The sequence below is a fragment of the Bradyrhizobium ingae genome, from assembly GCF_055791185.1.
The window spans coordinates 17,076-37,659 of the sequence record NZ_JBVUBB010000022.1 but is presented as its reverse complement, the minus strand read 5'-3'; the positions used below and the strand labels follow the sequence as shown (position 1 = coordinate 37,659).

Sequence of the window (20,584 nt, the reverse complement as noted above, 5' to 3'; positions counted from 1 at the left end):
GGGCTCTAGATTGTTGTTTGTGCATGATCTCCGCGCAAACGCGTTCCGCGCCTATCGCGAGGGAAAAACGCTTCACAATTCGCCATAGACGGCTTTCACGTGGGTGGCTCCATCGCATCGGGATCGGATGATGTCTTGATCCCGGCGACGCTACGATGCAAGCGCGGCGCCGCTGCGTGCCCTGCACGCAGCGCGAATCGTAGTTCAGCAACGGCCGCGTTGCAGGCAATGCTCGCGGCCCTGCTGATCGGTGCGGAAGGCCTCGATGAATCCGCCCTGGCGCTGCGTGACGAAGACTGTCTTGCCGTCGTCGCCGCCGAAGGCGAGGTTAGTCGGCTCCTTGCCTTTCAGCGAGATCTCGCGCTGGACTGCGCCATTGGGCTTCATGATCGCGATCGTGCCCTTGAGAATGCGCGCGACATAGAGCCTGCCGCTGACGTCGGTGCGCAGGCCGTCGATGGTGTCGGGCTGGAACGTCTTGATCAGTTTCGCCTCGGTGAGCTCCGAACCGCGGATGGCGTAAGACCAGACCTCGCCGCTGTTGGATTCGCCGACATAGAGCGTCTTGCCGTCGGGACTGAGATCAATGCCGTTGGTGGTGCCCATCGCGCGCGGCGCCGTCATGAGCTGGCCCTGCACTGATCCGTCCGTCAACTTGGCGATGCGCCAGACATGGCCCTCGCGTGCCTTCCAGTTCGGATCGCTCGCATAGATCGTGCCGTCGCGCGCGATCGTGATGTCGTTGGGCTGCTTCAGCTCGTCGGAATGAAACCACAGCTGCGGCTCCGCACTGCCCTTGAGAAGCGCGAATATGTTGTGCCCCTTGTAATCGGCGACGAACATGGTGCCGTCGCGATCGAATCGGATGGCGTTGCCGACGCTGCCTTGCGGAAGCTCGGCGAACGTCTCGGAAGCCGCACCGCCCGCCGGCAACCTGCCAATCGTGCCGGGCTTGCCGAGATTGACCACGAACAGATTGCCGTCGCGATCGACGGCCGGCCCTTCGATGCCGAAGGTGTACTCGCCCGCCGGCGTCACCTGCGCGCTTTCGAACAGCTTCATCTCGGCAAAGGCCGGCTGCGCGGCGATCGCCAGGAGCACGCTACTGCAAAGGCACCAGATCGTTCTGCTGGATGTAGTAGCCATCGTCGTCGGTGCATTCGCCGTTGAGATATTGATCGGCTGGGCGGTAGAACCGGCTGAAGCCGGCTTTGTCTACAGCGGTCCTTTGTGTCACGACGACGACCTTGGCAGCCGGGATTTCGCCGCATTCCTTGCCGCTGCGCGCGACGAACTTGCGCGTCGGCGGGCCAGGCTTGATACGCATGCGTGTTCCCGGAACCATGTTGGCAACCAGCGAATCCACGTAGTCGAGCAGGCGCGCATAGCCAGGCTCGGTCTTCGCCAGCGCTTCGCCGCCCGGCGGCATCAGCTTCTCGGCGCCGATCCCGCGCAGGCGCGTGCGCAGCTTCCCGGATCCGGGATCGCCGGGAAAGATCCAGCCATCCTGTGACAACATGAAGCGCAGCACTATCTGGTCCTTCTCGGCGTCGGACTGGCCCTGCTTCAGTCCGAAATCCGAATGGCAGCCGACACAATGCTTCTCCACGAGCCCCTTGCGCAGCGCCGAGAGCCGATCCCTGTTCTGCGCATCCTTGGCAACGAAGGCGGCGAGCTGGTCGATCTGCGCCGCGATGCGCATGTCGCAGGGGAGCGGTTCCGGCGCATTGCCATCGGCGCGATCGATCCGGATCACGGTCTGGTTCTTGTCCTCGACCAGCCAGATCGCGCCGTCCTCCGCAACGGTGATGCCGACGGGCGCGCCCTGCGGCCGCGCACCGTTGACGCGGTGCCAGCCGGCGATCAGTTCCTCGAAGGGCGCAGCCGCGACCTCGCCCGCGTCGGTCTGGAAGCTGCGCGTCGGCTCGGCGGCGCAGCTTACATGGTAGCGGACCGGCGGCGGGCTCACCTTGGGGAAGCCGTGGTCGTCGACGTCATAGATCAAGAGACGGCTGCCGGTCGGACGATAGCCATGAAGGGCGATCAGCAGCCTGCCTTCCAGCTCCGGAAACTTCTGGCCGTGATAGTAGAGCATTCCCAGCGGCGCGCCGTGCGGCGGCAGCAGCGAAATCGGCTGCCTGTAGAGCGCGCCGTTGGTGCAGAGGTTCTTGTAGCGGCCCGATTGCAGCACCAGCCTGAATTCCGGGCTCGCCGTCGAGAGGTCGTAGCAATAGGGCCAGCCATAGTGCTTGCCCGGCTCGCGTTGATCTCCTCGTTCGGCTTGAAGACATCGGGCAGGTCGCGGCCATTCTCGCCTTGCAGGAAGGCGTATCCGGGATCGGGAAACTGCGGGTGCAGCACCAGCGCCATCGAGTTGCGCAAGCCCCGCGCATAGACCTCGTGCTGCGGATCGGGATCGTTGGGCTTCAATGCGGGGAAGACGCCCCCTGAAGGCGGCGTGAACATCCAGATCGCGGCGAGCGCCGAGGCACCTTCCGCCGGCGCACATGGCCGCGTGATTGGCAGATGGCTGATGCAGTCGTCGCTATGGGAGCCGACATTGACGAACAGCCGCCCGGTGCGGTCGAACGCGAACTGCTTGAGCGGATGGGCGCTCTCCTCGAGCTTGGTGCCGTCAGGCAGCGTCAGCCGGCGCCCCGGCAGATGATGGAGGATGGTCTCGACCGTGCTTCGAGGATTGTCGGCGAGCGGATCGACGCGGAAAACCGTCTCGTCGGTGGACGCATAGATTTTCTTGTCGGGGCCGATCGCCAGACCAAAGGGATATTCGAGCCCCGTGAGCAACTCCTTGATCCGCTTGCCCTCGCCTGCGCGGGGATCGAGCAGCAGCAGACGGCCATCGGTGTGGCCCCAGCCGCCCATGTCGGCGACCACGAACAGCTCATGGCCGGGGATCTGGACGATCGATCGCGGGAATTTGAGATGGTCCTCCTCGCTGGCGACGAGACCCGCGCAAAACCCTTGCCGGAGGTCGATCTTGAGTCTCGGGAAGGCGAGGTCGCCGCTGCCGCAAATATCCGTGCCGATCGCATAGCCGCTTTTCCGGATCGGGTCGGACGATGCCGTCGGCGCAAAGCCGAGACCGGCAACCAGCACAGCCCCAGCGAGCGCGCGCAACCGGCCGCAGGCACTTCCCATGAATTGCAAGGACTTCCCCCTCCCCTTAGCGAACCAAGAGTTCCATGCCAAAGCAGGGCCGTCCAGCCGAAGGTTAAGGATCGGTAACGCGCTCACCGTCCCGTGAATCGGAACATCCGTAAATTCCCTTACCGGGTTGAACCCGAATATTTCCGGCAACGTCAGAATGTTATGGGTTGATTACACCCGGATCGCTCTCTCGAGGAGACGGCTATGGTCCAAGTTTATTTTCATTGCTCGAATACTGACGGCATGTTGATCGACCGGCGCGGCACCGCCGTTTCGAACCTGACCGAGGCCCGCGACCGCGCCGCGCAAATCATGCGCTCAATGATCATGGTGCCCGGCGACGAAGACTGGCGCGACTGGATCCTGCACGTCAGCGACGATGACGGCGAGGAGATCTTCGACCTGCCGTTCAGCTCCATGCTCGGCAAGGCGCACTGAGGACATTGCCATGCGGATCGCTTCGCTCACGCTGCTTCGCCACCACGTCTCCGCGATCGCCACGCGGTGCCAGGCGCTGGTGAAGCTCGCGGGCAGCCCCTACCGTCCCGAGCTTCATTACATGCGCGGCCCGGGGCCGAAATGGCACGCCAAGCACGGCAACCGCGGGCCAGACGGCAGCCTCTGAGCCTCGCCCACCGGATCGAGGGACGTCGTCCGTCCCGGTCCCGCCCTTTCCCGCCACGATTAGAGCTTTCAACCGGAAACGGCCTTGTCTACCCTGCCCGCCGTTTCAGGCAGCGGGGACCATTTCATGCCGAATGAATTCCACCTGGACAAATACCTGGCGCGCATCGGCCATGGCGCGGCGGTGAAGCCGGATCTGGCGACCCTCACGGCACTCCATAGCGCGCACGTCGATGCGATCCCGTTCGAAGGGCTTAATCCGCTGTTGCGCCGGCCGGTCCACCTCGATCTGCCGGCCGTGCAGGCCAAGCTCGTCGACTCCCGGCGCGGTGGCTATTGCTTCGAGCAGAATGCGCTGTTCAAGGCGGCGCTCGAGCACATCGGCTTCAGCGTCACAGGCCTTGCCGCCCGGGTGCGCTGGATGTCGCCACCCGACAGTCCGTTTGGTCCAAAGGTCCATATGCTGCTCAAGGTCGACCTGCCCGAGGGTCCTTACATCGCCGATGTCGGATTCGGCGTCTGCATCATGGATGGCCCCTTGCAGTTCCGCACGGAGATCGAGCAGCGTACCGCGATGGGCACTTACCGCATCGGCGAGTCCGATGGCCTGTTCTCGATCAGTGCGAAACAGCCCAGCGGTTGGCGGACCATGTATGTCTTCGACCTGGTCCCACAGCTTCAATCCGACTACGAGCTCGGCAACTATTTCACCTCGACGAGCTCCATCCCGCCCTTCACCAGCACGCTGATCATGGAGCGTGTCGCAGCGGATACGCGCTACAAGCTCGCCAACCGCCGGCTGAGGATCGAAGGACGCGACGGCGAGCTGAAAAGCGAGCGCGCGATCGACAACGCCGACGAGCTCGGCCAGGTGCTGCGCGAGACGTTCAATGTCGAGCCGCCGGTGCCGATCGCGGAGATCTTTTCGAGGATTGGAGGATAGCGCAGCCGTCAGGACGGCCGGTAGACGTCCGGCCGCAGGACCTCCATGAAGCGGGACGGGCTTCCGAGCGGCTCGAATCCGAACTGGCCATACAGGCCATGCGCGTCGCGGGTCACGAGGAGAAGACGCCTCAGACCTTGCAGGTTGTCGTGACCGACGACGTAGCGCATCAGCCATTTGGACAGTCCCTTGCCGCGATGGGTCTCGAGTATGAAGACGTCTGCAAGCAAAGCGAATGTCGACTTGTCAGTGACGACCCGGGCAAAGCCAACCTGCTGCGTGCGATGGTACACACCAAAGCAGAGAGAATTCTCGATCGCGCGCTCGACAACGGTGCGCGGGATCCCGCGCGCCCAATAGCTGTCTTCCGCCAGGAATTTGTAAATGACGTCCAGGTCCAGGCGGTGCGGATCGGTCGATATCTCGTAGTCGGCGAACGACTGTTCCATCTGCATTTACCGGATCCTTTGTTGATTGCCGCAAATGTACTACAACCTCCGTAGAATCTTGCCGCGGAGATAGTCTGGATTGCTTCGTCGCTCCGTTCTTCGCAATGACGAATGGATAAAGCCTTACCCAAACCGATGCGCGTAGCGATCGACCGTCAGCTCGCTGGTGTCGATGTCCGGCTTCTTGCCCGAGAGCATGTCTGCGAGCACGCGGCCGGAGCCGCAGGACATGGTCCAGCCGAGCGTACCGTGGCCGGTGTTGAGATGGAGATTCGAATAGCGCGTGGCGCCGATCACGGGCGGGCCGTCCGGCGTCATCGGCCGCAGGCCGCTCCAGAACGTGGCTTTGGAGAGATCGCCGCCGCGCGGGAAGAGATCCGTCACCGAATGATCGAGCGTGGCTCTTCGCGCTGCATACAGCTTGTCGGAATAGCCGGAGATTTCCGCGGTGCCGCCGACGCGGATGCGATTGCCGAGCCGGGTGATCGCGACCTTGTAGCTCTCGTCCATCACGGTCGATTCCGGAGCACCGGAGGCGTCCGTGATCGGCACCGTGATCGAATAGCCCTTCACCGGAAAGACCGGCAGAGAAATCCCGAGGGGAGCAACAAGCCGCGACGACCAGCTTCCGAGCGCGACGACATAGGCATCCGCCTGCAACAGGCCGGCGCCGGTCGCAACGCCGGTGACACGCGAGGCGTCCGCAACGATGCCATCGATGGACGTGTTGAACATGAATCGGACGCCGAGCTTCTCGGCTTCGGCCGCCAACGCCTGCGTGAACATGTGGCAGTCGCCGGTCTCGTCCTCCGGCAGCCTCAGGCCGCCGACGAACTTTTCCTTCACGCCGGCGAGGGCAGGCTCGGCCGCGATGCAGCCCTCGCGATTGAGCACCTCGTAGGGAACGCCATATTGCTTGAGCACGGCGATGTCCTCAGCCGTGCCGTCGAGCTGGGCCTGATAGCGGAAGAGCTGGAGCGTGCCCTTGGAGCGCTCGTCATATTGGATGCCGATGTCCCGGCGCAGATCGCGCAAGCAGTCGCGGCTATATTCCGCGATCGGGATCATCCGGCTCTTGTTGACGGCATAGCGCGCGGACGTGCAGTTGCGCAGCATCTTGAGCAGCCAGACCCACATCACGGGATCGACCTTGGGCCGGATCACCAGCGGACCATGCTTCATCAGGAGCCACTTGATCGCCTTCACCGGCACGCCGGGGCCTGCCCACGGCGAGGAATAGCCGGGCGAGACCTCGCCGGCATTGGCAAAGGACGTCTCGAGCGCCGGCTCGCGCTGACGGTCGACGACCGTCACCTCATGGCCGGCGCGTGCGAGGTAGTAGGCAGAGGTGACACCGATGACACCGCTGCCGAGGATCAGGACTTTCACGTTTCACACCACTCCCGCGGCGTTTGTCGCGCCGCTAGCAAGAACAACTGGTCGAGAACCGCGAGAGCAATTATCAGGCCACGCGTTTGATGGCGTCGCCGAGAATCGAGACAATCTGGTCGATGTGGCTCTTCTCGACGATCAGGGGCGGCGACATTGCGAAGGAGTCGCCGCTCATGCGCAGGTAAAGACCCGTGTTGAAGCAATCGACCATGATGTCATAGCCACGCGCACCGACAGCGCCATCACGCGGCGCGACCTCGACCGCGCCCATCAGGCCGCAATTGCGGATGTCGACGACGTTCGGCAATCCCTTCAGCGAATGCAGCGCATCGCGCCAGTAGTCGGCAATCCCTGCGCCGCGGGTGAGCAGGCCCTCATCCTTGTAGATGTCGAGCGTCGCGATGCCGGCGGCGCAGGCCACCGGGTGCGCTGAATAAGTGTAGCCGTGGAACAGCTCGATCTGTCCCTCCGGGCCGGTCATGACGCCGTCGTGAACCTTGCGGCTCGCGAACACGGCGCCGCAGGGCACGGTGCCGTTGGTGATGCCCTTGGCCGTCGTCATCAGGTCCGGCGTGACACCGAAGAAATTGGCGGCGAACGGCGTACCCAAGCGGCCGAAGCCGGTGATGACCTCGTCGAAGATCAGAAGGATGCCGTGCTTGTCGCAGATCTCGCGCAGGCGCTTGAGATAGCCTACCGGCGGCGGCAGCACCGCGGTCGAGCCCGGCACCGGCTCGACGATCACGGCGGCGATCGTCTCGGCGCCGTGCAGCGCGACGAGGCGCTCGAGATCATCGGCAAGCTCGGCGCCATGCGCCGGCTGGTCCTTGGCAAAGGCGTTGCGGGTAAGATCATGGGTGTGGCGGATGTGATCGACGCCCGGCAGGTGCGTTGCGAACGCGCGGCGGTTCGCCACCATGCCGCCGACCGACATGCCGCCGAAGCCGACGCCGTGATAGCCGCGCTCGCGGCCGATCAGGCGGGTGCGGCTCGACTGGCCGGTGGCGCGATGATAGGCGAGCGCGATCTTGAGCGCAGTGTCGACCGACTCAGAGCCGGAATTGGTGAAGAAGACGCGATCGAGCCCCTTCGGGGCGATCTCGGCGAGGCGCTCGGCGAAGTCGAACGCCAGCGGATGGCCCATGTTGAAGGACGGCGCGAAATCGAGCGTCATGAGCTGCTTCTCGACCGCAGCGGCGATCTGCTTGCGGCCGTGCCCGGCGTTGACGCACCACAGGCCCGCCGAGCCGTCGACCACCTTGCGGCCGTCGACGGTGGTGTAATGCATGCCCTCGGCCGAGGAGAACAGGCGCGGCGCCTTCTTGAACTGGCGGTTGGCCGTGAACGGCATCCAGTGCGAATCGGTCTTGATGGTGTTCGGAATCTGATGAAGGGTCACGCGCGCCGCTCCTTTGCTGACAGACTAGCAGAGCCACGGCTTTGATAGCGCAACAAGTCCTTTTCTGCGTGACCGCAAGCCATTGATTTGATTGGGCCGGTCGGTCCATATTTGCGCGATCCGCAACACCTGCAACAGGGATCTGGGCCATGAGCGTCGACATCGGTGGACGGCTGCGATTCATCCGGGCGCGCCACAAGCTGTCGCAACGCGAGCTCGCCAAACGATCGGGCGTCACCAATTCGACGATTTCGCTGATCGAATCCAATCAGATGAACCCGTCCGTCGGCGCGCTCAAGCGCATCCTCGACGGCATTCCGATGGGGCTCGCCGAGTTCTTCGCGCTGGAGCCGGAGACGCGGCGCAAGATCTTCTATCGCGCGGAGGAGCTGACCGAGGTCGGCAAGAAGCCGATCTCCTACCGCCAGGTCGGCGACAATCTGTTCGGCCGGAGCCTGCAGATCCTGAAAGAGCGCTACGAGCCCGGCAGCGACACCGGCCGCGTACCCCTGGTGCATGACGGCGAGGAAGGCGGCGTCGTGATCTCCGGCAAGCTCGAGGTCACCGTCGAAGACGAGCGGCGCATCCTCAATCCCGGAGACGCCTATTACTTCGAAAGCCGCCGACCACACCGCTTCCGCTGCGTCGGCGGCAAGCCGTGCGAGGTGATCTCGGCCTGTACGCCACCGACGTTCTGAGCGAACAGCGATTTGTCAGAGCGGCGTCAGCAGCTCCTCGATCCGGATCGGGAAACGGCGCACGCGCACGCCTGTCGCATGCCACACCGCGTTCGCCACCGCGCCGGCGCTGCCGGTGATGCCGATCTCGCCGACGCCCTTGATGCCGAGCGCGTTGACGTGCGGATCGTGCTCCTCGACCGTCAGCACATCCATCGGCGGCACGTCGGCATTCACGGGAATGTGGTATTCGCCGAGATCGGCATTCATGATCCGCCCCGTTCGCCGATCGGTTATGGCCTCTTCGTGCAACGCAAAGGACAGACCCCAGATCATGCCGCCGAGGAGCTGGCTCCGCACCAGATGCGGATTGATAATGCGGCCCGCCGCAAACGCGCCAACCATGCGCGAGACGCGGATCTGGCCGAGCTCCGGGTCGATCTTCACCTCGGCAAAGACCGCGCCATGCGCATGCATGGCGTAGTCGGTTTGCGCCGTCGGGTTCGGTGCGCCGGTGCCGTGCGCATCGATCTCGGCAAGGCCGGCACGCGCGAGGATGTCGGCATAGCTCTCGCCGCGGCTCTCATCGTCGCGCCGGAACAGTTTTCCGTCGCGCGCGATCACGCCGGCATTGCCGGCGCCGAACAGCGGCGAGCGCTCGTCCCGGGTGGCGAGATCGGCAAGCTTGGCGATCACCGCTGCGCCGGCATTGTGGATCGCACTGCCCGCGGTCGCCGTGTGCGCCGAGCCGCCGGCGATGCCGCCATCGGGCATGTCCGAGGTGCCGGAGCGGAAGTCGACGCGATCGACGTCGAGGCCGAGGCCATCAGCGGCGATCTGCGCGAGCGCGGTCCAGGCGCCCTGCCCCATGTCATGGGCGCCGATCTCCATCACGCCGGTGCCATTGCTGCGGATCGCCGCGCGCGCCTCCGCCTGGAACATCAGCGCCGGGAAGGTCGCGGTGCCCATGCCCCAGCCGATCAGGAGGCCGGAGTCATCGCGCATCTGCCGTGGCGCAAGCGGCCGCTTCGCCCAGCCGAAGCGCGCCGCGCCCTGCTCATAGCAGGCGCGTAGTGCCTTCGAGGAGAAAGGCTTGCCGGTGGTCGGCTCGACCTCGGCATAGTTCTTCAGGCGAAATGCCAGCGGATCCATGCCGCAGGCGAGCGCCATCTCGTCGACCGCGCTTTCGAGCGCAATCGATCCGCTCGCCTCACCGGGCGCGCGCATGAACAGCGGCGTGCCGGTGTCGACGCGCGCGGCCTCATGCGTGGTCCTGATCGCAGGACTGGCGTAGAGCGTGTGCGAGGCGTCGGCCGCAGGCTCGTAGAAATCGTCGTAGCTGCTCGACACCGTCTTCGCATGGTGATCGATCGCGGTGAAGCGCCCGTCCGCGTCGACGCCCATCCGCAACCGCTGCCGCGTCGGTGCGCGATGCCCGACCGGGCCATACATCTGCTCGCGGCGCAGCACGAGCTTCACCGGCTTGCCGACCAGCTTCGCCGCCATGACACCGAGAATCTGCGGTCCCGTCAAAAATCCCTTCGAACCGAAGCCGCCACCGAGGAACGGGCTGCGGATTCTAATCTTGTCCGGCGCAAGCGCGAACAGTTCGGCGACGCGGGCGCGCGCCATCACCATGGCCTGGCTCGGCGTATCGATCGAGAGCGTGTCGCCGTCCCAGCTAGCCACGATCGCATGCGGCTCCATGGCGTTGTGATATTGAGGCGGCGTCTCGTAGGTCGCCTCGATCCGCTTGTCAGCCGCGGCAAGCCCGGCATCGATATCGCCATGCTGCACCTGCGCGGGATTCCCGACGCCGACGACGGGCGGCGCAAAGGTTTCGCCGGCATCGAGACCGACGCGAGGGTTCAGCGTCTCGTAGCGCGGCGCCAGCAGCGCCGCACCCTCGGTCGCCGCCTCCAGCGTCTGCGCGATCACGACGGCGATCGGCTGATTGGGGTAGCGGATCTCATCGCTTTGCAGGACTTCCATCCGGAATACGAACGGGTTGGTCTTGATGTCAGGATCGATCGCGAGCTCAGGCTTGTGCTTCGTCGTCATGACGTCGACCACGCCCTTGTGGCTCCTGGCCGCCGCGACATCGAGAGACGTCACGCGGCCGCGCGCGATGCTCGACACCGCGATCACAGCAAACAGCATTCCCGGCGGATGATGGTCCGCGGCGTAGACGGCCTGCCCCTTGACCTTCAGGACGCCGTCGCGGCGGGTCAATGGCTGGCCCATGTTCGAGCCGTGGCGGATGTGAACGGGCGCAGAAGTGAGGCTGATCTCAGGCATGCAGGGCTCCGGTAGCAAAGGGAGAGGCCGGCAGCGCCGGAATGCGCGCGGGCGTGCCGGCGGCGGCAAGGGCAAGCGCGCGTACGACGATGCGGCGCGCGAGCTCGATCTTGAAGGCGTTGTCGCCGGATGGCTTTGCATCGGCGAGCGCGGCTTGTGCCGCTTCGCGGAAAGCGGACGGCTCGGGCGTGGCACCTTTCAGCACCGCTTCCGCGGCGCGGGCGCGCCAGGGCTTTGCGGCGACGCCGCCGAGCGCAAGCCGCACTTCGCTGATCTTGCCGTGCTCGATCTGTAACGCCGCCGCGGCCGACACCACGGCAAAGGCATAGGAGGTACGCTCGCGAACCTTGAGATAGCGCGCATGGCCTGCGAAATCGCGGGCGGTGGCCGGCAGGCGTATTGCCACGATCAGATCGCCGGATTCGAGGGCCGTCTCGCGCTCGGGCGCCGCCCCCGGCAGGCGATGCAGCGTGTCGAGGGGCAGCTCGCGCCGGCCAGCCTTGCCTTCGATCTCGACGATGGCATCGAGCGCAACCAGCGGCACGCAGAAATCGGAGGGATGGGTGGCGATGCAGCCCTCGCTCCAGCCGAGCACCGCATGCAGCCGGTTCTCGCCGCCGCGGGCGTCGCAACCACTGCCGGCTTCGCGCCGGTTGCAACGGCTGGCGGAGTCATAGAAATACGCACAGCGCGTCCGCTGCAGGAGATTGCCGCCGACGGTCGCCGCATTGCGCAATTGCGCGGAGGCGCCCGACAACAGCGCTTCGGCGATTGCCGGGTAGGCCGTTGCGAAGGCCTTGTCATGCGCGAGGTCGGCATTGCGCACCAGCGCGCCGATGCGCAGGCTGCCGTCGGCGAGATGCTCGATCCGGTCGAGTCCTTTCAGACGCGTGACATCGACCAGACGATCGGGACGGCTGACGCCGCCCTTCATCAGGTCGAGCAGATTGGTGCCGGCGGCAAGATAGGTCGCGCCGGGCTGCGCAGCGGCGGTGACGGCCTCGGCAATGGTCGCGGGCCTGACGTAATCGAACGGCTTCATGCGGAGCGCCTCTGGTTGGCTTCACTGGTCTGCACCTCGAGCACGGCATCGACGATGCCGGCATAGGCGCCGCAGCGGCAGAGATTGCCGCTCATGCATTCCCTGATGCGTTCAGGATCATCGCCGGCCTGCGCTTCCCGCATCATTCCGATCGCGCTCATGATCTGGCCGGGCGTGCAAAAACCGCACTGGAAACCGTCATGGGCGATGAAGGCGGCCTGCACGGGATGAAGCTGGTCGCCGCGTGCAACGCCTTCGATGGTGAGGATGTCGGCCCCGTCGTGGCTGATGGCGAGCGCGAGGCACGAGTTGATCCGCCTGCCGTCGACCAGGATCGTACAGGCGCCGCACTGGCCGCGGTCGCATCCCTTCTTGGTTCCGGTCAGCTGCAGGCGCTCACGCAGGAGATCGAGCAGCGTGACGCGGGGATCATCGAGTTGGAAATCGCGCCGGGCACCGTTCACGGTGAGGCTGATGGAGTGAGTCATACAGGGCTCCGATCAGATGGGGACATGAGTGATCGCTCGGCGCGCCACCGCCGTGGCCACCGTCGATCCACGCCGCTCACACACGATCCGAAGCGACGTGTCAGCGAAGATACGGAGGCTGCCTCCGTTTAACAAGAGCAACCGAAAAATATTGGAATTCGTCAAAACCCCGTGTGCAAACAACGCGATGCCTCACGCGAAGGGTTCAATCTAACCAGATCGTGATCTAGATTGGTCTGCATGGACGATCAGGTCGACAGCATCCGAAAGCCCCGCGCCGACGCCGTACGCAATCGCGAGCGCGTGCTGGAAGCTGCGAAAGCCGTGTTCAGCGCCGGCGGGCCGGAGGCGAGCCTGGAAGCCGTTGCAAAACGCGCCGGTGTCGGCATCGGCACGCTCTATCGGCATTTTCCGACGCGCGAGGCGCTGTTCGAGGCCGTATATCGCCGCGAGGTCGAGCAACTCGGCGAGCTCGCCGAACAGCTCAGGAGTGCAAAGGATCCGGTCGACGCCTTGCGGCGCTGGCTGCGCTCCAATGTCGAATTCGTCACGACCAAAAAAGGCATGTCGGCAGCGCTTGCACTTGCGGTGCAGAGCGGGTCGGAGCTGCATGCTTTCTCGTTCGAGCGTCTGACCAAAGCCATCGGCTCACTGCTCGATCGCGCGGTTGCAGCCGGCCAGATGCGGGCCGACATCAGTCCCGAGGACCTGCTGCGCGCCTTCTTCGGCATGTGCTACATGCACGACCAACCCGGCTGGCAATCGACTACCCTAAAGCTTCTCGACGTCTTCATCGACGGGCTTCGCGTGCAGCCCCAGAGATCACCGCGCGCGACTATCAAGAAGACAAAACCCGCGGCAAGAAAAAAACGATAATACGGAGCCAGTGATGCGCATCGCGGTGTTGCTGATCACGTTACTCCTGAGTTTTACGGCCGTGCAGGCCGACGACATCGCAGCCGCCAAGAGCGTGATCCGCGCCCAGGAGCAGGCTTTTGCCCGCGACGATGCCGCGGCCGCCTATTCCTACGCAGCCCCCTCGATCAAGAGGATCTTCCCGGCCGCCGACATCTTCATGGCGATGGTCGAGAATGCCTACGCGCCGATCTACCGGCACAGGAGTTTTGAGTTCGGCGAGACCAAGGTCGATGGCGACTGGATCGGCCAGCACGTCAACATCATCGATGCCAATGGTGAAGCCTGGGAAGCACTCTACACGCTCGAGCAGCAGAGCGACGGCAGCTACAAGATCACGGGATGCTCGCTGCTGAAGGCGGGGCAAGCGGTTTAGGCGTGGACTCTCGCGTCCGCCATGTCCGTTTAACTTTCGACAGCGACGCAGATGCCGCCATTACATGAGGTCCCAGAGGGGCCAGCCCGGAAGTTGCTGCAACAGATCAATCACAGTACCGTTTGCACCCAGATGTCGAGGACGCATATGAGGTGGCGACGATGGGGCTAGTCATTCTTACAGGTGCTTCGGGTTCTGGGAAAACGACAATTGCAGAAAGAATAGAGCAGCAATATGCGGAGCGAACTCGCGTGTTCCGATTTGATAGCATTGGGGTGCCGTCACCGGAGGAACGTTTAGCGGGGTGGGGGTCGGGATGGGGGCCAGGAGGCGGATGGCAGCGCGCGATGACTATTGAGTGGTTGGCTCGGATCGCGAGAGAACGTGATGCTCTCCCTACTCTATTTGAAGGCCAGATGCGCCTGTCGTTCATAATGGAGGGGCTGGCAACTGCCGGAATTTCAGAGGCTCGCATAGTGTTAGTGCACTGTGACGATGCTACCCGAACGCATCGCCTCTGCAACGAACGCAACCAGCCGGATCTGGCCAACCCCGATATGATGAATTGGGCAAAATTTCTTCGGAGCGAGGCTGAGGCGGGCGGATTCGAGTTGTTGGACACCTCGAAGATTTCGATCGAGGAGAGCGTTGAATACGTTTGCGAGCGTCTCAGGACTAGGCGATCCGGCGGATAGTCCGCAAACGGGGCAAACTCGGAATACGCTGAGCATAACGAGCCCTTCAAATAGCCGACGTGAGTGTTGACCCTGCGCAAGGCCTGCGGGCCCCATACTCAGGGGCCCTTTCCGTCGTCTGCAGATTGCGCGATGACCATCTTTCACCCCCGCTTTGCCCGACACATCGAGTTGGTTTCGGCCAATCAGCATCGCCTCATCTGCAGACGTCTCCTACTTTGCAAGGGGCGTTTTTTCAAAATTCGATTGAGGAGCGCCGTCGGCGTCGTCGCCGGCCGTCAGGTCGCAAACCGCTCGCCGGCCTTCGCCGCGTTCATCCGCGAGCGGATCAGGAGCAGCACGACGATGCCGATGTTCAGCGCGTTCCACGCTACGCCGTTGGCGAAGGCGGCGGCGTAGGAGCCGGTGGCGTCAAAGATCAGGCCGGAGATCCAGCCGCCGAACGACATGCCGAACACGGAGGCGAAGATCACGATGCCGACGCGGGTCGCAGCTTCGCTTGCCGGCATAGCCTCGCGCACGATGATGGCGTAGCTCGGCACGATACCGCCCTGGAACAGGCCGAACATCGCGGAGATCAGAAAGAGCGAGGTCAGACTGTCGAAGAACAAATAGAAGACGAGCGCGAAGCATTGCGCGATCGATCCCACCAGCAGCGTGGGAATGCCGCCGATCTTGTCGGCGAGGTAGCCGGAGCCGATCCGGCTGACGATGCCGCAGCCCATCATCAGCGAGAGCATCTCCGCGCCGCGCGCCACGCCGTAACCGAGGTCGCCGCAATAGGCGACGATATGGACCTGCGGCATCGCCATCGCCACGCAGCACGAGATCGAGGCGATCGACAGCAGCACCGTCAGCGTGTTGGTCGACAGCCCGAGATCGACGCGCGGCGGCGGCGCGTTCGCGTGATTGCGAACCTTGTCGTCGCCGATCTGGGCGCGCAGGATCAGAACCAGCATTGTCATCGCGCTGGCGCAGACGATGCCAATTCCAATGTGAGTCATGCGCCAGCCGGCGGTCTGCACGCCCCAATTCACGATCGGCGGCCACATCGCGCCGGCGATATAATTGCCGCTTGCGACGATCGTCACGGCAAGCCCGCGATAGCGCTCGAACCAGTGCGACGCTTCCGCCATCAGCGGCGCGAAGGTCGCTGACGTGCCGAGCCCGATCAGGAAATACACGGCCACGAACTGCCAGAGCATGGTCGACAGCCCGGCCAGCACGTTGGCGACGCCGAGAAAGGCAATGCTGATCGTCATCGCCGGCACGATACCGAAGCGATCGGTGATCTTGCCCGCGATCACCCCGCCAAGGCCGAAGCCGAACATCATGAGCGTGAACGCCAGTGACACCGCGCCGCGCGTGGCTGCGAATTCGGCCTGCACGACCGGAATCACGACCACGACCGCCCACATTCCGACCGCGCCGATCGATCCGATCACGAGCGCAAGCACGAGCCGCACCCACGCCTGACGCGAATCAGGGGTGAAGCCGGCCGGTCGTTGCGGGTGATTTGGCGCGTGCACGGCGCGACCTTCTTCGCTGGCCGCCTTGCGGTCAAGCATTATGCAGCGATATTGGGCATGCACGGTGCGCTGCGGTAAGAACGACTTGGCGGAACCGTGCTTTGCCGTTAGTTTGCAATCTGCGTGTGCATCATTGCCGCGCAATGGGCATGTCGACGAGATGTTGTTGCAATTGACGCGATCGATGCGGATCAGGGTGGGGCGGTTCGTCGCCCTCGTCTATCTGTTCTGCGTCCTTGCACCGGCAGCAGCGCTTGCCTGGGGCAGCGGACCGGCTCCGTGCTTTGGCGATGACTTGCAGATGGTCGCTCTCATGCCAGAGCATCATCAGGGTGCGAGTCGGATGCACGCCGACGGCGGCCATGATCATGCCGCGGCGCATGCGCATCACCAGACCGGCGCGCAGGATGCACCCGCACAACATCATCATGACGGCAAGGGCACACCCGGTCCCTGCTGCGCGATGATGTGCGCGAGCGCGCTGCCGGCTGCCCTGCCCGACGTCGCCAAGCCGGTGCAGCCAATCTCTGCCTGTGCGCCCGAGATCGCGGTCAGCCTGCACAGCGAGGCGCCGCCCCTGCTCTACCGTCCTCCCATCGCCTGACCTGACGTCACGACGTGAGGCCTCGCGCATTTTTGCGCGCGCGGGCTCGTGGTCATCAGACAGATCAGGGATTACCCATGCTTACGCTTCTCGGGGCGAAGTCTGCCGCCGTATCTACGGCGCGCGGACGGCGCTTTGGATTCATCCGGCCGATCCTGGCCGCAACGGCGCTCGCATTGTCGGGCTGCATGCCCGCGACGACCGCGCCGCTGGCGAGCGCTGATCCCGCCGACCCGACGGTGAAAGTCGCGCCCGCCGGCTACCGCTCGACGATTGCGCCCTACAGCAGCCTGCGGCCGGCGACGGCCTCGCCATGGCGCGAGCGCAACGACAGTGTCGCGCCGCCAGCGAAGTCAGACCAATAGGAGCGCGCCATGGCAAACCCATTCGCGCGCAGCCTGCTCACATTCGCCGCACTTGGCCTTTCCGGGTGCGCCGCGTTCTCACCGGACAGCGGCATGAGCACCGTTGCGGACCTGACCAGCCGGACCATCAACAAGGATGTCGCTTTCGTTCGGACGGCCGAGGGGGCCGACGCGGTCAACGACGGCATTCGCCGCCTGCTCTCGCGCACGCTGAGCGCGGATGCCGCCGTGCAGATCGCGCTGCTCAACAACAGGGGATTGCAAGCGGCCTATAGCGAGCTGGCGCTGGCCGAGACCGATCTCGTCGAGCAAAGCCTGCCGCCCAATCCGGTCTTTTCGGTCTCGCGGATTTCGGGCAATGGCGCCAGCGAAGTCGAGCGCCAGGTGGTCGGAGATATCCTAGCGCTGGCGACGCTGCCGTTCCGCTCCGACATCGCCCGCGACCGCTTTTATCAGGCGCAGCTCCGCGCGGCACTGGCAACGCTACGGCTCGCCGCGGACGTGCGGCGTGCCCATGTCCGCGCCGTTGCCGCCAATGAGATGGTGGCGCTGCTGGTGGACGCGAAGTCGACGGCGGAGTCCACTGCGCAGCTCGCTGTGAAGCTTGGCGAGACCGGATCGATCAGCAAGCTCGATCAGGCCCGCGAGCAGGTGTTTTATGCCGAGACCACCGCCGATCTCGCCACCGCCCGCCAGGCGGCGACGAGTGCGCGGGAACGGCTCGCGCGGCTGATGGGACTGTGGGACGACGGCCTCGACTTCCGCCTGCCCAACGCGTTGCCGCCGCTGCCGCACCGGCCGCTGGCGCTTCCCTCAATCGAGGCCGATGCGGTGGCCCATCGCATTGATTTGCAGATCGCGCGGCTCGAGCTCACGGCGCTGGCAAAGGCGCTCAATCTCACCGAAGCGACGCGCTTCGTCACGCTGCTCGACCTTGCCGGCATCTCCCGCCGCACGCAGGAGCCGGAAGGCGCGCCGTTCCGCGAGCGCGGCTTCGACGTGCAGTTCCAGATCCCGATCTTCGACGGCGGCGAGGTACGCGTCCGGCAGGCGGCCGAGACCTACAACCTCGCCTTCAATCGCCTCACCGAACGGGCCGTCAACGTTCGCTCCGAAGCGCGCGATGCCTACCATGTCTATCGCTCGGCCTATGACATCGCCAGCCACTACCAGCGCGAGATCCTGCCCCTGCGCAAGATCATCACCGAGGAGATGCAGCTCCGCTTCTCCAGCATGCAGGTCGATATTTTCGCGCTGCTCACGGAGGCACGCCAGCGCCTTGCCTCGCTGCGCGGGGCGATCGACGCGAAGCAAAAATTCTTCCTTGCGCAGTCCGAGTTGCAGAGCGTCGTCAACGGCGGCGGTCTACCCGCGGACGGCAGCGACAATTCGACGACCATCGCCGCGGCAGCGGCTGCCGATGGCGGACACTGAGATGGAGGCCGACATGTTTTCCCGCCGAGGATTTTTGGGCAGCGCCGCGCTTGCAAGCGCGTCGGTGATCAGCGGCCGCGTCCAGGCCGCATCGATTCCGGAAGCCCCGCACATGGACAAGGTGGTGATGCAGCCGCCGTTGCATCCGGCCAGCGGGCCGGATTATCGCCCCGTCGTCACGCTCAATGGCTGGACGCTGCCGTTTCGCATGAACGGCGGCTGGAAGGAATTCCACCTCGTCGCCGAGCCCGTGGTGCGCGAGTTCGCCGAAGGCATGAAGGTCAACCTCTGGGGCTATAACGGCCAGTCGCCGGGCCCGACGATCGAGGCGGTCGAAGGCGACAAGGTCCGCATCTTCGTCACCAACAAATTGCCCGAATACACCACGGTGCATTGGCACGGCATGATCGTGCCGAGCGGCATGGACGGCGTCGGCGGGCTCAACCAGCCGCACATCCCGCCCGGCAAGACCTTCGTCTACGAGTTCGAGATGAAGAAGAGCGGGACCTTCATGTACCACCCGCATTCCGACGAGATGGTGCAGATGGCGATGGGCATGATGGGCATGGTCGTCGTGCATCCGCGCGATCAGCATTTCCGCCCCGTCGATCGCGACTTCGTCTTCGTGATGAGCACCTATCGTGTCGACCCCGGCACCTATTTGCCGAAGGTCAACGAGATGACCGACTTCAACATGTGGACCTGGAATGCGCGGGTGTTTCCCGGCATCGATCCCTTAGCCGTGCGGCTCGGCGACAAGGTACGCGTGCGCATCGGCAATCTCAGCATGACCAACCATCCGATCCATCTGCACGGCCACAGCTTTTCGGTGACCTGCACCGACGGCGGTTGGATTCCCGAGAGCGCGCAATATCCGGAGACGACGACCGACGTGCCGGTCGGCGCCGTGCGGGTGTTCGACGTTCTCGCCGACAATCCCGGCGACTGGGCGCTCCACTGCCACAAGTCGCATCACACGATGAACGCGATGGGTCATGACATGCGCAACCTCATCGGTGTCTCGAAGAAGGATCTCGCGCGTGCGGTCGGCAAGCTCGCGCCCGACGCCATGGTGATGGGTCAGTCGGGCATGGCGATGGGCAACATGGAGATGCCCGCACCCGACAACACGCTGCCGATGATGACCGGCTCAGGCCAGTTCGGATCGATCGAGATGGGCGGCATGTTCACGGTGATGAAGATCCGCGAGGACCTCGCGCGCGACGATTACAGCGATCCCGGCCCCTACCAATTCCCGCAAGGCACCGTCGCCTATGAGGTCGCCTCGCCTGCCGCGGAGCCGGCGCGGCAGCAGAACACGCCGAAGAAGATGTGAACAAGCGTTTCGATGAACTACCCACTGGAGAGCAAGATGAAGAAGACGACAACGTTACTACTTGCGGCACTTCCGCTTTTGGCCGCGCCCGTGTTTGCACACGAGCATCACGCACATGAGACCTTTTCGGCCGGCGAGCCCGGCGATCCCAGCAAGCCGGCACGCACCATCGAGATCGCGCTGAGCGAGATGGCCTATGAGCCCTCGCGCATCACCGTCAGGCACGGCGAGCAGATCCGCTTCGTGCTGCGCAACGTCGGCAAGGAGGACCACGAATTCCTGCTCGCCACCACGGAGGAGAATCTCGCACATGCCGAGGTGATGAAGAAGCATCCGCACATGGAGCACGACGACCCCAACGGCGTGCGGCTGGCGCCGGGCAAGACGGCCGAGATCGTCTGGAAATTCACCAAGGCCGGTACGTTCGAATTTTCCTGCCTGATCCTCGATCACCGCGACTACGGCATGGTCGGCCGCGTCATCGTGAAGTGAGCACTGGAGTTTCCCATGAGCAGGATCATCCTTATCGTCGCCGCGCTGGCGCTGAGCATCAGCCTGAATTTCGTCGCCCTCGCGGCCGAGGGCGCCGCGATCAGCGGCGAGGTCAAGAAGATCGACGAGGGCGCGGGCAAGATCACGCTGAAGCACGGCCCGGCCAAGAGCCTCGGCATGGATGAGCCGATGACCATGGTCTACCGCGTCAAGGAGCCGGCAATGCTGAAACAGGTCAAGGTCGGCGACAAGGTCACCTTCGAGGCCGAGGAGGCAGCGTCGGGGTATACGGTGACGAAAATGCAGAAGGCGAAGTAAGGGCGCCGGGCATCCCCACTATCGTCAATCCGGGGCGCAC

At 64.4% G+C, this 20,584-nt stretch carries 20 protein-coding genes and 1 pseudogene; 12 read left to right on the top strand and 9 right to left on the bottom strand.

Annotated features, from left to right (window positions below; all coding sequences use genetic code 11):
* Window positions 1-204: 204 nt before the first annotated feature.
* Entirely contained in the window at window positions 205-1,146 is a 942-nt protein-coding gene (locus ACV1FX_RS26865) for an SMP-30/gluconolactonase/LRE family protein (protein ID WP_473120581.1), read from the bottom strand.
* Window positions 1,103-3,159: pseudogene (locus ACV1FX_RS26860) on the bottom strand (PQQ-dependent sugar dehydrogenase). The gene ACV1FX_RS26865 and the pseudogene ACV1FX_RS26860 overlap by 44 nt, the downstream one beginning before the upstream one ends.
* Before the next feature lie 213 nt (window positions 3,160-3,372).
* Between ACV1FX_RS26860 and ACV1FX_RS26855 the strand changes: the two are divergent.
* From ACV1FX_RS26855 to ACV1FX_RS26845, 3 genes are all read left to right on the top strand, one after another.
* Window positions 3,373-3,606: a DUF6894 family protein gene (locus ACV1FX_RS26855; protein ID WP_473120580.1), complete on the top strand. Its 234-nt coding sequence runs from the start codon at window positions 3,373-3,375 to the stop codon at window positions 3,604-3,606.
* A gap of 10 nt (window positions 3,607-3,616) precedes the next feature.
* A complete protein-coding gene (locus tag ACV1FX_RS26850; protein WP_473120579.1) occupies window positions 3,617-3,793 on the top strand; it encodes a hypothetical protein in 177 nt (58 codons plus the stop codon).
* A gap of 126 nt (window positions 3,794-3,919) precedes the next feature.
* Window positions 3,920-4,735, top strand: a complete 816-nt coding sequence (locus ACV1FX_RS26845) for an arylamine N-acetyltransferase family protein (RefSeq protein WP_473120578.1) — start codon at window positions 3,920-3,922, stop codon at window positions 4,733-4,735.
* Between the two features lie 8 nt (window positions 4,736-4,743).
* On the opposite strand, the gene ACV1FX_RS26840 is transcribed toward ACV1FX_RS26845, so the two are convergent.
* The 3 genes from ACV1FX_RS26840 to aptA all read right to left on the bottom strand — a co-directional run bounded on the left by ACV1FX_RS26840 (window position 4,744) and on the right by aptA (window position 7,975).
* Window positions 4,744-5,190 carry a GNAT family N-acetyltransferase gene (locus ACV1FX_RS26840; RefSeq protein ID WP_473120577.1) on the bottom strand — a complete coding sequence of 149 codons (447 nt, stop codon included), beginning with the start codon at window positions 5,188-5,190 and terminating at the stop codon, window positions 4,744-4,746.
* A 117-nt stretch (window positions 5,191-5,307) separates the two neighbouring features.
* Window positions 5,308-6,573 carry a D-amino acid dehydrogenase gene (locus ACV1FX_RS26835; RefSeq protein WP_473120576.1) on the bottom strand — a complete coding sequence of 422 codons (1,266 nt, stop codon included), beginning with the start codon at window positions 6,571-6,573 and terminating at the stop codon, window positions 5,308-5,310.
* Between the two features lie 73 nt (window positions 6,574-6,646).
* Entirely contained in the window at window positions 6,647-7,975 is a 1,329-nt protein-coding gene (aptA, locus tag ACV1FX_RS26830; RefSeq protein WP_473120575.1) for an omega-aminotransferase AptA, read from the bottom strand.
* Window positions 7,976-8,124: 149 nt separating this feature from the next.
* Here aptA and ACV1FX_RS26825 point away from each other — a divergent pair, with 149 nt between their 5' ends.
* Window positions 8,125-8,673, top strand: a complete 549-nt coding sequence (locus tag ACV1FX_RS26825; protein ID WP_027552747.1) for a cupin domain-containing protein — start codon at window positions 8,125-8,127, stop codon at window positions 8,671-8,673.
* Window positions 8,674-8,688: 15 nt separating this feature from the next.
* Here ACV1FX_RS26825 and ACV1FX_RS26820 read toward each other — a convergent pair whose 3' ends face one another.
* From ACV1FX_RS26820 to ACV1FX_RS26810, 3 genes are read right to left on the bottom strand one after another with little or no spacing between them, the layout of a single operon-like run.
* Window positions 8,689-10,950 (bottom strand): xanthine dehydrogenase family protein molybdopterin-binding subunit, encoded by a 2,262-nt coding sequence (locus ACV1FX_RS26820; protein ID WP_473120574.1) that lies wholly within the window; start codon window positions 10,948-10,950, stop codon window positions 8,689-8,691.
* Window positions 10,943-11,992, bottom strand: a complete 1,050-nt coding sequence (locus ACV1FX_RS26815) for an FAD binding domain-containing protein (protein WP_473120573.1) — start codon at window positions 11,990-11,992, stop codon at window positions 10,943-10,945. Before ACV1FX_RS26815 ends, ACV1FX_RS26820 begins: the two co-directional genes overlap by 8 nt.
* Window positions 11,989-12,480: a (2Fe-2S)-binding protein gene (locus ACV1FX_RS26810; RefSeq protein ID WP_473120572.1), complete on the bottom strand. Its 492-nt coding sequence runs from the start codon at window positions 12,478-12,480 to the stop codon at window positions 11,989-11,991. Before ACV1FX_RS26810 ends, ACV1FX_RS26815 begins: the two co-directional genes overlap by 4 nt.
* 240 nt (window positions 12,481-12,720) lie before the next feature.
* On the opposite strand from ACV1FX_RS26810, the gene ACV1FX_RS26805 reads away from it, so the two are divergent.
* Both ACV1FX_RS26805 and ACV1FX_RS26800 read left to right on the top strand, forming a co-directional pair.
* On the top strand, window positions 12,721-13,356 hold the full coding sequence (locus ACV1FX_RS26805) for a TetR/AcrR family transcriptional regulator (protein ID WP_473120571.1): 636 nt from the start codon (window positions 12,721-12,723) through the stop codon (window positions 13,354-13,356).
* Between the two features lie 13 nt (window positions 13,357-13,369).
* Window positions 13,370-13,771 carry a DUF4864 domain-containing protein gene (locus tag ACV1FX_RS26800; RefSeq protein WP_473120570.1) on the top strand — a complete coding sequence of 134 codons (402 nt, stop codon included), beginning with the start codon at window positions 13,370-13,372 and terminating at the stop codon, window positions 13,769-13,771.
* Window positions 13,772-14,744: 973 nt separating this feature from the next.
* Here ACV1FX_RS26800 and ACV1FX_RS26795 read toward each other — a convergent pair.
* Window positions 14,745-16,034, bottom strand: a complete 1,290-nt coding sequence (locus ACV1FX_RS26795; protein ID WP_473120569.1) for an MFS transporter — start codon at window positions 16,032-16,034, stop codon at window positions 14,745-14,747.
* A 121-nt stretch (window positions 16,035-16,155) separates the two neighbouring features.
* Between ACV1FX_RS26795 and ACV1FX_RS26790 the strand changes: the two genes are divergently transcribed.
* From ACV1FX_RS26790 to ACV1FX_RS26765, 6 genes are all read left to right on the top strand, one after another.
* Window positions 16,156-16,599, top strand: a complete 444-nt coding sequence (locus ACV1FX_RS26790; protein ID WP_473120568.1) for a hypothetical protein — start codon at window positions 16,156-16,158, stop codon at window positions 16,597-16,599.
* Window positions 16,600-16,676: 77 nt separating this feature from the next.
* A complete protein-coding gene (locus ACV1FX_RS26785; protein WP_473120567.1) occupies window positions 16,677-16,964 on the top strand; it encodes a hypothetical protein in 288 nt (95 codons plus the stop codon).
* A gap of 9 nt (window positions 16,965-16,973) precedes the next feature.
* Window positions 16,974-18,398, top strand: a complete 1,425-nt coding sequence (locus ACV1FX_RS26780) for a TolC family protein (RefSeq protein ID WP_473120566.1) — start codon at window positions 16,974-16,976, stop codon at window positions 18,396-18,398.
* Window positions 18,399-18,411: 13 nt separating this feature from the next.
* On the top strand, window positions 18,412-19,734 hold the full coding sequence (locus tag ACV1FX_RS26775) for a copper oxidase (RefSeq protein ID WP_473120565.1): 1,323 nt from the start codon (window positions 18,412-18,414) through the stop codon (window positions 19,732-19,734).
* A gap of 36 nt (window positions 19,735-19,770) precedes the next feature.
* Window positions 19,771-20,226 (top strand): cupredoxin domain-containing protein, encoded by a 456-nt coding sequence (locus tag ACV1FX_RS26770; protein WP_473120564.1) that lies wholly within the window; start codon window positions 19,771-19,773, stop codon window positions 20,224-20,226.
* Window positions 20,227-20,241: 15 nt separating this feature from the next.
* Window positions 20,242-20,544, top strand: coding sequence for a copper-binding protein (locus tag ACV1FX_RS26765; RefSeq protein WP_473120563.1), 303 nt, complete (start codon window positions 20,242-20,244; stop codon window positions 20,542-20,544).
* The last annotated feature ends 40 nt before the right edge of the window (window positions 20,545-20,584 follow it).